The organism is Actinokineospora bangkokensis (assembly GCF_001940455.1).
GTDB classification, from domain to species: domain Bacteria; phylum Actinomycetota; class Actinomycetes; order Mycobacteriales; family Pseudonocardiaceae; genus Actinokineospora; species Actinokineospora bangkokensis.
In genome coordinates, this window is sequence record NZ_MKQR01000009.1 from 756,312 (window position 1) to 768,746 (window position 12,435).

Annotated in this window: 13 protein-coding genes and 1 tRNA gene; 6 read left to right on the forward strand and 8 right to left on the reverse strand. The window is 68.8% G+C overall.

Annotated elements, in window-relative coordinates:
• On the forward strand, window positions 1–297 hold a 297-nt coding region (locus tag BJP25_RS34100), incomplete at its 5' end, for a hypothetical protein (protein WP_158075634.1).
• A 5-nt stretch (window positions 298–302) separates the two neighbouring features.
• On the opposite strand, the gene BJP25_RS11215 is transcribed toward BJP25_RS34100, so the two are convergent.
• From BJP25_RS11215 to BJP25_RS11225, 3 genes are read right to left on the reverse strand one after another with little or no spacing between them, the layout of a single operon-like run.
• A complete protein-coding gene (locus BJP25_RS11215; protein ID WP_075974732.1) occupies window positions 303–998 on the reverse strand; it encodes an MSMEG_4193 family putative phosphomutase in 696 nt (231 codons plus the stop codon).
• A 25-nt stretch (window positions 999–1,023) separates the two neighbouring features.
• Window positions 1,024–1,854 (reverse strand): undecaprenyl-diphosphate phosphatase, encoded by an 831-nt coding sequence (locus tag BJP25_RS11220; RefSeq protein WP_075974733.1) that lies wholly within the window; start codon window positions 1,852–1,854, stop codon window positions 1,024–1,026.
• Complete coding sequence (locus BJP25_RS11225; protein WP_075974734.1) at window positions 1,851–2,900, reverse strand: LLM class F420-dependent oxidoreductase; 1,050 nt, start codon at window positions 2,898–2,900, stop codon at window positions 1,851–1,853. The genes BJP25_RS11220 and BJP25_RS11225 overlap by 4 nt, the downstream gene beginning before the upstream one ends.
• A 517-nt stretch (window positions 2,901–3,417) precedes the next feature.
• Between BJP25_RS11225 and BJP25_RS11230 the strand changes: the two genes are divergently transcribed.
• Window positions 3,418–4,392 (forward strand): aldo/keto reductase, encoded by a 975-nt coding sequence (locus BJP25_RS11230; RefSeq protein WP_075974735.1) that lies wholly within the window; start codon window positions 3,418–3,420, stop codon window positions 4,390–4,392.
• Window positions 4,393–4,489: 97 nt separating this feature from the next.
• Here BJP25_RS11230 and BJP25_RS11235 read toward each other — a convergent pair whose 3' ends face one another.
• Window positions 4,490–4,900, reverse strand: a complete 411-nt coding sequence (locus tag BJP25_RS11235; RefSeq protein ID WP_075974736.1) for a hypothetical protein — start codon at window positions 4,898–4,900, stop codon at window positions 4,490–4,492.
• A gap of 199 nt (window positions 4,901–5,099) precedes the next feature.
• Between BJP25_RS11235 and BJP25_RS11240 the strand changes: the two genes are divergently transcribed.
• Window positions 5,100–6,110 carry a hypothetical protein gene (locus tag BJP25_RS11240; RefSeq protein WP_075974737.1) on the forward strand — a complete coding sequence of 337 codons (1,011 nt, stop codon included), beginning with the start codon at window positions 5,100–5,102 and terminating at the stop codon, window positions 6,108–6,110.
• On the forward strand, window positions 6,110–6,310 hold the full coding sequence (locus tag BJP25_RS11245) for a DUF5703 family protein (protein ID WP_075974738.1): 201 nt from the start codon (window positions 6,110–6,112) through the stop codon (window positions 6,308–6,310). Before BJP25_RS11240 ends, BJP25_RS11245 begins: the two co-directional genes overlap by 1 nt.
• Before the next feature lie 58 nt (window positions 6,311–6,368).
• Here BJP25_RS11245 and BJP25_RS11250 read toward each other — a convergent pair whose 3' ends face one another.
• The 3 genes from BJP25_RS11250 to BJP25_RS11260 form a co-directional block, all read right to left on the reverse strand.
• The gene (locus tag BJP25_RS11250) at window positions 6,369–6,890 is read right to left on the reverse strand and encodes a DUF2231 domain-containing protein (protein WP_075974739.1); all 522 of its coding nucleotides are present in this window, start codon (window positions 6,888–6,890) and stop codon (window positions 6,369–6,371) included.
• Window positions 6,891–6,974: 84 nt separating this feature from the next.
• Window positions 6,975–7,865, reverse strand: coding sequence for an alpha/beta fold hydrolase (locus BJP25_RS11255; protein ID WP_075974740.1), 891 nt, complete (start codon window positions 7,863–7,865; stop codon window positions 6,975–6,977).
• 1 nt (window position 7,866) lies between these two features.
• Complete coding sequence (locus BJP25_RS11260; protein ID WP_075974741.1) at window positions 7,867–9,204, reverse strand: M20/M25/M40 family metallo-hydrolase; 1,338 nt, start codon at window positions 9,202–9,204, stop codon at window positions 7,867–7,869.
• Between the two features lie 298 nt (window positions 9,205–9,502).
• Between BJP25_RS11260 and BJP25_RS11265 the strand changes: the two genes are divergently transcribed.
• Window positions 9,503–9,589: transfer RNA gene (locus BJP25_RS11265), tRNA-Leu, on the forward strand.
• On the opposite strand, the gene BJP25_RS11270 is transcribed toward BJP25_RS11265, so the two are convergent.
• Window positions 9,568–9,984 carry a hypothetical protein gene (locus BJP25_RS11270; RefSeq protein WP_075974742.1) on the reverse strand — a complete coding sequence of 139 codons (417 nt, stop codon included), beginning with the start codon at window positions 9,982–9,984 and terminating at the stop codon, window positions 9,568–9,570. The genes BJP25_RS11265 and BJP25_RS11270 overlap by 22 nt on opposite strands.
• 425 nt (window positions 9,985–10,409) lie before the next feature.
• On the opposite strand from BJP25_RS11270, the gene BJP25_RS32330 reads away from it, so the two are divergent.
• Window positions 10,410–11,924, forward strand: a complete 1,515-nt coding sequence (locus BJP25_RS32330; protein ID WP_084793908.1) for a toll/interleukin-1 receptor domain-containing protein — start codon at window positions 10,410–10,412, stop codon at window positions 11,922–11,924.
• Window positions 11,925–12,435: the final 511 nt, after the last annotated feature.

Sequence of the window (12,435 nt, forward strand, 5' to 3'; positions counted from 1 at the left end):
GACCAAGCCCACACCCCCACCACCATCACCCAACCCCTCACCCTCCCCACCCCAGGCGAAGTCCGCATCTACACCCTCACCTCACCCGACCCCACCACCGCACCCCGCGACTGGGTCCTCGAAGGCTCCCCCAACGGCCACACCTGGACCACCCTCGACCGCCGCACCGACCAGGACTTCCCCTGGCCCCACCAAACCCGCCCCTTCGCCATCACCACCCCCACCCACCACAACCACCACCGCCTCACCTTCACCGGCACCCCCACCCTCACCCAAATCCAACTCCTCGCCCCCTGACCCCCTCACCGACCCGTCGTACCACCCACCACAGCCTGATCCGCAGGCGCGTCCTCCGGCTTCGGCTCCGGCGGCACCACCCCCGCCAACTCCTTGCCCGAGTCGTTCACCCGCAGCACGAACGGCCGCGTCTCGGTGTACCGCACCACCGACACCGACGCCGGGTCCACCACGATCCGCTGGAACGAGTCCAAGTGCTGCCCCAACGCGTCCGCCAACAACGACTTGATCACATCACCGTGCGAGCACAACAACCACACCGCCCGATCCCCGAACTCCGCGGTCACCCGCGCGTCGTGCGCCCGCACCGCCGCCACCGCCCGCGCCTGCACCGCCGCCAAACCCTCACCACCCGGGAACACCGCCGCCGACGGGTGCTGCTGCACCACCTTCCACAACGGCTCCGCCAGCAGGTCCTTGATCGCCCGACCCGTCCACGACCCGTAGTCCACCTCGGCCAGGTCGTCCTCCACGACCGGCGTCAGGCCCCGCGCCGCCACCAGCGGCGCCACCGTCTGCGCGCAGCGCAACAACGGCGACACCACCACCGACGACAGCGGGACCGACGCCAACCGGTCCACCAACCCCCCGGCCTGGGACCGACCCGTCTCGTCCAGCTCCACCCCCTCCGAACGACCGGCGAGCACACCGGAACCGTTCGCCGAGGAGCGGGCATGGCGGAGCATCACAACAGTGGCCACACCCCGGAGCCTAGGAGACGCCCCATCAGGTCGGGCTCACGACCCCCGTCGCCAACAACCCGCACAGCACCGCACCCACCGCGATCCGATACCACACGAACACCATGAAGCTGTGCTTCGACACGTACCGCAACAACCACGCCACGCACGCGTATCCCACCGCGAACGCCACCACCGTCGCCACCACCGTCTGCGGCACCGACGCCTCGAACCGACCCGACGGGTCACCCTCCACGATGTCCGGGATCGAGAACAACCCCGCCCCGAACACCGACGGGATCGCCAGCAGGAACGAGTACCGCGTCGCGGGCTCGCGTTGCAACCCCACCGCCAGCCCCGCCGTCAACGTCCCACCCGACCGCGACACCCCCGGGATCAACGCCAACGCCTGCGCGAACCCCATCGCCAACGTGTCCCGCAACGTCAACCGGTCCCGCGCCAACTTCGCCGTCTCATCGGCCACCGCCAGGAACACCGCGAACACCATCAACACGATCGCGGTGATCCACAGGTTCCGCAGCGACGACTTGATCTGGTCCTGGAACAGCACCCCCAGCACCGCGATCGGCAACGACCCGATGATCACGTACCACGCCAGCCGGTACTCCGGCTCCCGCCGGGCCGACGCGCTGAACAACCCCCGGAACCACACCGAGAGCAACCGCCAGATGTCCTTCGCGAAGTAGATCACCACCGCCAGCTCCGTCCCCAGCTGGATGACGGCGGTGAACGACGCACCCGCGTCGTCGCCGAACCACAGCTCGGAGACGATGCGGATGTGCGCGGAGGAGGAGACGGGGAGGAACTCGGTCAACCCCTGGACGATGCCGAGGACAACCGCTTGAAACCAGGTCAACTACCCACTCCCGCGAGATCCAGAGCTTCCACGGCGACCCGCAGGGCCACCTTTGCCTGCTCCAGATCTTGCAGGACCGGCGAGATCGTCAACGTGGTGACCCCCGACTCGGCGAGGGCCTGCATCTTCTCGGCGACCCGCTCCTTCGGGCCCAGCAGCGCCGTCTGGTCCAGGAACCCCAGCGGCACCTTCGCCGCCGCCGCCTCGTACTGCTTCGACAGGTACAGGTCCTGGACCTCCGCGGCCTCGGCCTCGTACCCCATCCGGCACGCCAGGTTGTTGTAGAAGTTCTGCTCCCGGCTGCCCATGCCGCCCACGTACAGCGCCGCGTACGCCCGCACGTGGTCCGCCGCGGCCTGCCAGTCGTCCCCCACCACCAGCGGCACCGTCGGCACCACGTCGAACCCGTCCATGGCCTTGCCCGCCTTCGCCCGCCCCTTGGCGATCAGCTCCAGCGACTCCCGGCCGTGCTCGGGCGAGTAGAAGATCGCCAACCAGCCGTCGGCGATCTCCCCGGTCAGCTCCAGGTTCTTCGGCCCGATCGAGGCCAGGTAGATCGGGATCTGCTCGCGCACCGGGTGCACCGTCAGCTTCAGCGGCTTGCCCGGCCCACCCGGCAGCGGCTGCACGAAGTGCTTGCCCTGGTAGTCCACCCGCTCCCGGCGCAGCGCCGTGCGGACGATCTCGACGTACTCCCGGGTGCGGGCCAGCGGCTTGTCGAACTTCACCCCGTACCAGCCCTCGGACACCTGCGGCCCGGACACGCCCAGGCCCAGGCGGAACCGGCCACCGGAGAGCGTGTCCAGCGTCGCCGCGGTCATCGCCGCCATCGTCGGCCGCCGCGCCGGGATCTGCAGGATCGCGCTGCCGACGTCGATCGACGACGTCTGCGCCGCCACCCACGACAGCACCGTCGGCGCGTCCGACCCGTACGCCTCGGCCACCCAGGCGACCGAGTAGCCGAGCCGGTCCGCCTCCTTGGCCAGCTCGAGGTTCGCGGCGTCGTTCCCGGCGCCCCAGTAGCCCATGTTCAGTCCCAGTCGCACGGGACCAGACACTACCCACCGGTATCGCTCCCCCACCACCTCTGTCGCGGCGGGTTGGAGGAAGTCCTTAGTCGACTGTTCGACACCAGCCGGTTGTAGTAAAGTCAATTATCTTGATAGTCAATAGTCGATAAATAACTCCAAGTCATGCATGGCCCGTCGCGACGGCTGCACACGCCCCACCGCAACCTCTTCAGCAGCAAGAACCCGATCAATCAGCCGGGGCGTTGCCTCGTCCCCACCTCCGCCAACCAGGCCACCGCGCACCCACTCCCCCGTTCCACCACGACGGCGGCCACCTGCGCGCTCCCACGTGGCACTCCCCCAGCTTCCGCGGACCCCTCGATCTAGGCGTTGTTGGCCGTTGCGAGCTTCTGCTCGCGCGAGAACTGGAAACATTCATTACCTTGATAGTGACTAGTTGATAGATTTTCCATGGATGGCCCTGACCTGGGGGAGTGCCACGTGGGGGCGCGCCGAGTCGCGGTGGGCGGGGTTCGGCCTAGGCTTCCTGGCCGTGGAGCAACGACACCTCGGGCGCAGCGGCCTGCGCGTCTCCCGGATGGCGCTGGGCACGATGACCTGGGGCGGTGCCACGGACGCGGACACCGCGGCCGCGCAGCTGACCGCGTTCACCGAGGCGGGCGGCACCCTGGTCGACACCGCGGACGTCTACGCCGACGGGGCGAGCGAGAGCCTGCTCGGTGACCTGCTCGACGACCTGGTGCCCCGGGAGCACGTCGTGCTCGCCACCAAGGCCGTCGCCCGGCGCCACGACGGCCCGTTCGGCGGCGGTGCCTCCCGCGGCGCACTGCTCAACGCCCTGGAGGGTTCGCTCACCCGCCTGGACACCCACTACGTCGACCTGTGGCAGCTGCACGCGTGGGACGACGCGGTGCCGCTGGAGGAGACGCTGTCGGCCGTCGACGCGGCGGTGCGCTCCGGCAAGGTCCGCTACGCGGGCATCTCGAACTACTCGGGCTGGCAGACCGCCACCGCGGCCACCCGCCAGGCGCACGTCGCAGGCGCCGCCCCCCTGGTCAGCACGCAGGTCGAGTACTCGCTGCTGGAACGCGGCGTGGAGCGCGAGGTGGTCCCGGCCGCCGAGCACCACGGCCTCGGCCTGCTCCCCTGGGCGCCGCTCGGCCGCGGCGTGCTCACCGGCAAGTACCGCACGAGCACTCCCCCGGACTCGCGCGGCGCCGACCCCGGCTTCGCCCCGTACGTCGACCACCACCGCACCGAACGGGCCGCCCGCATCGTGCACGCGGTGATGACCGCGGCCGACGGCCTGGGCACCTCTCCCCTGGCGGTGGCGCTGGCCTGGGTCCGCGACCGCCCCGGAGTGGTCGCCCCGGTCGTCGGGGCCCGGGACGAGGCGCAGCTGACGACATCCCTGTCCGCCGAGGCGCTGACCCTGCCGCCCGCCATCCGCGCCGCGCTGGACGACGTCAGCAGCCTGGACTTCGGCTACCCGGAACGCCGCCCGTGACCAACCCTCAACCTCACGTTGAACTTCACCCCGACCGCACCCTCCGAGCCCATTCCCGCAGGTGAGAGCATGGTCAACCTCAAGTAGAGGTTGAAGATCAGACGTTCTCCGGCTGCTCTTCGCGCTCGAAGTGCTCGCGGGCCGCCGGGTGGTACATCAGCCGCGTGGCCGCCACCAGGAGCGCGAAGGCCAGCAGCACCCCGCCCAGCTCCCCCGGCCGCACGCCCAGCGCCAAGCCGGGGAGCAGCAGCACTCCCCCGGCCATGACCGCCGCCGGGCGCGCCCACGGCCTGCCCGCGCGGGCGCTCAGCGCGAACCAGATGAGCAGGGTGAGCGGCAGCAGGAACGCGGTGAGGTCCGCGCCGCCGACGACGGAGAACCACGCCAGCTGCGCCCCGGTCACCACCGACTCCGCGAGCAGGAGGACGCAAGCGGCGCGCGCGGCGGCCGGGGGCTCGACGGGGTTGGGGTCCCCGAAGATCGGCAGGTTGGCGGGGTCGATGGCCACCGGCACCTCCTGGTCGCGCGCCCGGCGTCGTGACTGCTGCGTCGACCGCGGCCACGCGGCTGTTACGGAATGGTGTCGATGTCCCCCGTTCGGGCGATGAGGTGCCGTGCGGCACACCGGTGGCGGGGCGTCGTGGCCACGGCGCGCGCGGTGCGGGATGCTGGGGAGAACCAGCCCCACTCCCGCGGAGGTCCGCACGGTGCGTCCCCTCGTCGCCGCCGCCCTGGTCGTGTGCACCGGGTCGGCCCTGCTCGCCGGGTGCTCCTCGGACGCCCAGCCCAACGACGAGCTGATGCTGTCGGACAACCCGGTCGCGGCGACCGCGGCCACCTCCCCCGCGCTGTCGAAGCCGCCCGCGGGGACGGTGCTGCCGGTGTCCTCGGCAGTGACCGCGCTGGCCACCGACGCCCAGACCCGCACGCTGGCCGTCGCTGTGTCGACCCCGCCGAGCGTGCAGCTCTACGACCTCGACGCCCCCGGCGCGGCCCCCCGCTCGGTCCCCCTCCCCTCCCCCGCCGCGTCGCTGTCCGTCGCGGCGCCCGGCGGCCCGGTCGTGGCCGCCACCGGCGGCGCGGTCGTCCGCGTGGACCTGGCGACCGCGACGGCGACGCCGACCGAGGTCGCGGGCGATCCCGTGGACGCGACGACCTTCGCCGACGACACCCTGGTCGCGGTGCGGGACGGCAAGGGGATCGCCGTGCTGGCGGGCGACAAGGTGCAGCGGGTGATCACCGGGGGCCTGCTCAGCGCCGACCAGGTGTACGGCCTGGGCCAGCGGGCCGTGGTGCTCGACCGCCTGCGCAACGCGGTCTTCCAGGTCGACGTCGGCGCGGGCACCGTCGGGGAGGGCCTGCGCGCGGGCCAGGGCGCCACCAACGGCGTGGTGGACCGGTTCGGCCGCGTGCTGGTCACCGACACGCGGGGCGGCGCGCTGATGGCGTTCTCGACCGACCCGCTGCTGATGCGCCAGCGCTACCCGGTCGCGGGCGCCCCGTACGCGATCGCGTACGACCCCACGCGCGACCTCGCGTGGGTCACACTGACGGAGACCAACGAGGTGGTCGGCTACGCGGTGGCGGGTCCGGAGCCGGTGGAGCGCCACCGCTTCCCGACCGTGGCGCAGCCGAACTCGGTCGCGGTGGACCCGACCACCGGCCGCGTCCTCGTGGCCTCGGCGACGGGCGGAGGAGTGCAGGTGGTCCAGCCTTGATGACCGACGACGACTGGGAGTACATGCCGCTGCGCCTGCCGCCGGACGTCTCCCGGCTGACGGCCGCCACGCAGCTGGCCATCCAGGCGGAGTTCTCCGGCTGGGAGCTGTCGAACGTGCGCCTCTACAGCGACGGCACGCGCAAGGTGTGGCTGCGCCGCAAGCGGCGCAAGGTCCCCCTGCCCGGCCTGAGCACCTGACCCGGCCCCACCGCCTGATCCGGGTGGGGCGCCGCCCCTTCGGCACCCCACCTCGCGATCACTTGCCCGCTTCCACGCCCACGCCGTCCCACACGGCCTTGGCGCCCGCGTCGCCGACGCGGTAGACCTGCACGCCCGCGGCGACACCCAGGGCGATGCTGAGCACCGCCGCCACGATGAGCGCGGGCTTGGTCCACGTGGGAGCCGCGACCCTGGTGGCCGTGCCGCCGCCCGCGGCGGGCTCGTCGGCCGGGCCTGCGCCGCGCCGGGCCGCGCGGTCGACGAGCATGAGGGCGAGCAGCACCAGGAACAGCGGGGCGACGAAGAAGATCAGCGTGTCCCCGAGCTCGGCGTGCTCGCGGATCAGCTCGTTGTCCGGCAGCGCGGCCTGCAGGGTCTCGCCGCTGTTCGCCGCGATCGGGGTGAGCACGGCCGCCGCGGCGGCGAAGGCGACCACGAGCCAGCCGAACCGCTGCCGGGCCGCGGGCCACAGCGCGATCACCACGGCGCCGAGCACCGAGAGCGGCACCAGTACCACCACCCCGTGCACCACCAGCGGGTGGAGCGGCAGATCGTTCATCGGGCAACACCTCCGTGGACGGGTACGTCACCGGTGTCTACGCCGCGCCCCCGCGCCCGGTTCAGCACCCACCACCGCGGCTGGTCAGCCCGAGCGCAGCGCGGCGTGGGCCATGCCCACCAATCGGGGGAGGACGAGCGGTGCGGCCTCCAGCGGCACCATGTGCCCGACGCCGGGCAGCACCAGGGCGGTGCCGTCGGTGGAGCGGGCGGCCAGGACGGCTGCGTGCGCGGTGGGCACGAGCCGGTCGCGCTCTCCGACGACGGCCAGCACGGGCACGTCGGCGGCGAAGTCCAGGGCGGCCTGGCGGCCGAAGCGGTCGAGGCCGGGGCGGAAGAGCACGGCGGTGTCGGGCCAGTGCGCGCTGACCACCCGCGCCACCAGCTCCACGTCGTCGGGGTCGGGGTCGTCGCCGAGCAGCAGCCAGCGGATGCCGGTGGTGGTGGCCTTGTCGAGGCCGTGGCCCAGCGGGGAGGGCACGCGGCGGCCGAGGATGGCGCCGAGGTCGCGCACCAGCGCGCCGAGCGAGCCCGGCCAGGCGGTCGAGGTCTCCGCGAGCCAGCTGGCACCGGTGCCCAGGAACGCCAGCCCGCCGAGCCGGTGGCCGAGAACGTCGCGGTGGCGGGTGGTGGCCGAGGTGATCACCAGCCCGCCCATGCCGTGCCCGACCAGCACCAGCCTGCCCTCCGGCACCTCGGCGGCCACCAGCTCGGCCAGGTCGTCGGCGAGCCTGCCGATGACGGCGGTGGTGGGCGTGGCGGGGCTGGACTCCCCGTGGCCGCGGTGGTCGTAGGCGAGCACGGCGACGGGCCGCTCGGCCGCGGCGGGCAGCTGGTCGACGATCCGGTGCCAGACCCGCCGGTCGTGGGCGTAGCTGTGCGCCAGGACGACGGTCACCCCCGCACCGGGGTCCCCGGTGCGGGTGAAGGCCAGCTCCGCGCCGTCGGCCAGCGCGCGGCGACCCGTCGCGCGCACGTCAGCAGGTGCGCAGGAACCGGTCGAGCACCCGGGTCCCGAACTCCAGGGCGTCGACCGGCACCCGCTCGTCGACGCCGTGGAACAGGGCGGTGAAGTCCAGGTCGGCGGGCAGCCGCAGCGGGGCGAAGCCGAAGCAGCGGATGCCCAGGCTCGCGAAGGACTTCGAGTCGGTGCCCGCGGAGAGCATGTAGGGGATGGTGTGCGCGCCCGGGTCCTCGGCGGTGATCGCGGCGTGCATGTGGTCGACGATCGGGCCGTCGAAGGTGGTCTCCACGGCGGGCAGGTGGGTGACCCACTCGCGCTCGATGTCGGGCCCGAGCAGCTCGTCCAGCTCCCGCTCGAAGGCGGCCTCGCGCCCGGGCAGCACCCGGCAGTCCACGACGGCCTCGGCCACCGAGGGGATGACGTTGGCCTTGTACCCGGCGGTGAGCATGGTCGGGTTGGCGGTGTCGCGGATGGTGGCCCCCACGATGCGGGCGATGGACCCGAGCTTGGCGATGGTGCCCTCGATGTCGTCCTCGTCGAAGGCCACCCCGGTCAGCTCGGTCATGGTCTCCAGGAACCCGCGCACCGAGTCGTTGACCACCAGCGGGAACCGGTGCTGGCCCAACCGGGCGACGGCGGCGGTGAGCTTGGTGATGGCGTTGTCGTCGTGGACCATCGACCCGTGGCCCGCACGGCCTCTGGCGCGCAGGCGCATCCAGGCGATGCCCTTCTCCGCGGTCTCGATGAGGTAGGCCCGCACGCCGTCCTTGACCGTCATGGAGAAGCCGCCGACCTCGCTGATGGCCTCGGTGGCACCCTCGAAGATCTCCGGGCGGTGCTCCACCAGCCACCCCGCCCCGTACTCCCCACCCGCCTCCTCGTCAGCGAGGAAGGCGAAGATGATGTCCCGCTGCGGCACGATGCCATCGCGCTTGAGCCGCCGGGCGGTGGCCAGGGTCATCCCGAGCATGTCCTTCATGTCGACCGCCCCACGACCCCACACGTACCCGTCCTGCACGGCACCGGAGAACGGGTGCACCGACCACTCGGCAGGGTCAGCGGGCACGACGTCGAGGTGCCCGTGCACGAGCAGCGCGCCGCGGCTGGGGTCGGCACCCTCCAACCGGGCGAAGACGTTGCCCCGCCCCTTGGCACCGGACTCGACGTAGGTGGTCTCGTAGCCGACCTCGGCCAACTGCTCAGCGACGTACTCCGCCGCCGCCCGCTCCCCCACCACGGTCGAGGGGTCCCCGGTGTTGGTGGTGTCGATCCTGATCAACTCGCTGGTGAACCGCACCGCCTCGGCCTCTGCTGCGGCGGTGTCCTGCCCTGCGCCCGTCTGCTCGCTCACCCCGCCTGTCTACCACCCGCCCCCCAGCGTCACGCGGCGGCGTGCGGGCAGCCCAGGTAGCGGGACACCGCACCGCGCCGGTGCGTCCGCCCACCTCAGCACCGGTGCTGTACAGCTCCACCGGCGAGACGGCCGCCGACATCTCCGCCCACGCCGCCAGCCCTCTCCACGCCCCACCCTCGACCGTCTGGTTCGACAGGTCGTCCCAGCCGCCTCGCCGCTGCTGACCTGACCCCCGGCGCGGGTCTCGGCCCCCAACCAAGTACAGTTGCTGCACACCAGCGAGGTCTCCTCGCAAGTCCGGGTGGCGGAATGGCAGACGCGCTAGCTTGAGGTGCTAGTGCCCTTAACGGGCGTGGGGGTTCAAGTCCCCCCTCGGACACCAGTGTTATCCCTACCGAGAGGGCAGATGGTCACAGCGACCGTCCGCTCTTTTGCTGTGTAGAGCATCTTTAGGTCAACGGCCTCGTAGAAGTCCCGCAGGTCAGCCTCCGCCCGACTCAACCCGTCGACCACCTCCCCAAGCTGGTCGACGCGGGCCTCGATCTCCGCGTGCCCGATGACCCGCCCGGGTGGCATCCTCGCCAGCTCCTCCGCCACCGCGACGGTCTCCTGCTTAGCGCTATCGATCCGCTCCACCAGAGCATCGAAGTCCGCCCCGCGCTCTGCGAGGTTGAGCAAGTTCCGGAGCCTGGCCCCCTCGTTGGCCTTGCGGACTTTGATCCCCTCGACCCGTGTGTCCTCGGTCGGTGACTCGACCACAACGAGCAGGTGTCGCACGGTCCGTTCCCGGTTCGGCCGATCGAACAGCACAGCAAGCCACTGATTGATCCCCGTCGAGAACCTTGATCTCCGGAAGGTAGACGTCGGTCGGGCGCCCGTTGAGCGCCAGGTGACCCGGGCACGATGGTGCGCGCCGGTAGTAGATCCGCTCTTGCCGTGGTGTGCCCTCCATTCGGCGCTGGTTGCCGCCATCCCTACCGCACCCGGTCACCGCTGGGCCGACACCAAAGCACTACACATCATCACCCACCGCTGGCCCACCAATCACCCGTGAAAGCACTACCCATGCCCAACATCATCTTCCACATCTTGGTTACTATCGAACCTACCGCCTCGTGTTATTTCAGGTTGAGGAGAGGGCGACACTCAACCTTGCCTCTCAATGCTGCGAAGTGGCACGTAGCAGCGTAAGATCCGAACCTATGATGAACGAAGATGCTAAACATGTCTTCATATCCTATGTGCACGAAGACTCGGATCAGGTTGACAAACTGTGTTCCATGTTGGACGCCGCCCACATCCCCTATTGGCGAGACCGTACCTCTCTCGCGCACGGCGATCAGTGGAAGCATAAGATCCGAGAAGCTATTCGATCACACGCTCTTGTTTTTCTTGCTTGCTTTTCAGAAAATTCTAACACTAAGTCAAAGTCGTACATGAATGAAGAGCTAACCTTGGCGGTTGAGGAGTTTAGAAAATTTCCTCCAGGGGCAACATGGCTGATCCCGGTTCGTTTCGACAGCTATGACCTCCCAGAGTGGGACCTCGGAGCAGGCCGATCGCTAAGTGATCTCAATTATGCAAACCTGTTCGGCAGTACTTATATGACAGAAGCTATTTCCTTAACCGCCACAATCAGTCGAGTTATGGGCTCCGCAGTACCGAATCCCGCGACTGTCAAGGCATCGGTCGTGGAGGCCGCAGAAAATGAACGACCAGATTTGCTGCGACGAATGACGAAAGAGATGATTCTTAATCCTGCGCGACGAATCGAGCTTGATGACTTGATCACGCAGGAGGTGAACCAGGTTTTAGCAGCCATGCGCGACGAGGAACGTTTTCCGAATCAACTTGTTGGTGGTTCGTCTAACGAAGATTTGGTGGTGAACTGCGCCGAGATTGCAGCTTCTTATTGGACTTTGGCAGCACCTATATGTGCATCCCTCCAAGTAGCTGCGCGATGGGGAGATGCAACAAGTCTTTCTACGTGGGTGTCTGCATTACGAGCGATTGCCGCGGAAGCTGGAAACAACCAAGGGGGTAACGTCACCCTTTTGAATCTAAAATACATACCTGCATTGACTGCGGTCTTTTCGACCGCCCTGGCTTCTATTGGTCAACCACGATGGGATAACCTGAAAACTCTCTTGGTAGACCCTACGGTGTCGAACACCCGGCAAGGAGTTCCCTCCCCTCTTATCCAAGCGATTAATCCATGGTCTGCATTTGAAGACCTAGCCCATCTTCTCCCAAATGTAGTTGCGAGATCAGCGATAACCGGCAAAGATGCCCGAATCTCTTTGCGCGAATTTACCAGCCAAAAGACCGGCAAGTATAAGACTCCAGTAGCGGAATGGCTTCACGCTATCCTTCGACCGCTTTTCACGGACCAATACCCAGACGACCCGGCTTACAGCGAAGCGTTCGATAGAACCGAGGTAGTTCTTGGTCTGATTTCCCAAGACATCGCCTTGGCAGCATCTGGTGGAGATCCAGACCGTCTATGGATGCGCCGGTCGGAGTGGTTCGGTCGATCAACGTGGCGTTCTCACCATGGACGCGGTGGCGCGTTGGTTGCCCTTGCTGCGGAGATTGAGGCCCAGGCTTCCGGATGGCCGCCGCTGGCCGCAGGCCTTTTTGCTGGTGATGCTACGCGCGTCGAAGCAGCATTCACTATTTACTCTGAAGACTTCAATAAGATGGCTCTTAGCCGGTAGAAAAGTCTTTGTCTCGAAGATCATATTGACGATCCATAGAGGGCTGGCGAATGTTTCAATTTATTGCTGCACAAGAGGTGGTTCTGTCGGTTTAGTTGACCCCAGTTCGGCGTAGAGTCGTGCCAGGCTATCCGGTCTGGCAGTGTCGGGGAGCCTGCCTTCTCGATCCCGGTCCGGTGACCACATCACCGCGGTACGCACCTACCGGCCGCCGTGGCAGCTTGACCGCGTTCGTTCGCCCGGCTCATCCGCGGGCGCGCTAGAACGCGCAGTCGCGGGGACGTGGCCCCCCTGGAAGCAGGCGCGATCCCGTCCCTCCCCCGCAGGCGGGATGATTCAGTAGCTCTGCGTCGTTGGGCGGGGTCACTGATGAGCTTCTGAGTGCGGAGCAGGTACTCGGGTCGGCACGGGCCCCCGCCACCACGAGGGAGAGTGATGTCCTTGAGGTGGGCGGCAGGCGAGTTGCTGAGGGCCCCATCGATGGGGCGCACGAGCACTCTCGCCGGGAAGT

What these genes read in the sequence shown, in the direction of transcription:
- BJP25_RS11250 (WP_075974739.1), bottom strand. Translation starts at nt 6,890, where the DNA reads ATGAACGATCTGCCGCTCCACCCGCTGGTGGTGCACGGGGTGGTGGTA.
- BJP25_RS32330 (WP_084793908.1), top strand. Translation starts at nt 10,410, where the DNA reads ATGATGAACGAAGATGCTAAACATGTCTTCATATCCTATGTGCACGAA.
- BJP25_RS11245 (WP_075974738.1), top strand. Translation starts at nt 6,110, where the DNA reads ATGACCGACGACGACTGGGAGTACATGCCGCTGCGCCTGCCGCCGGAC.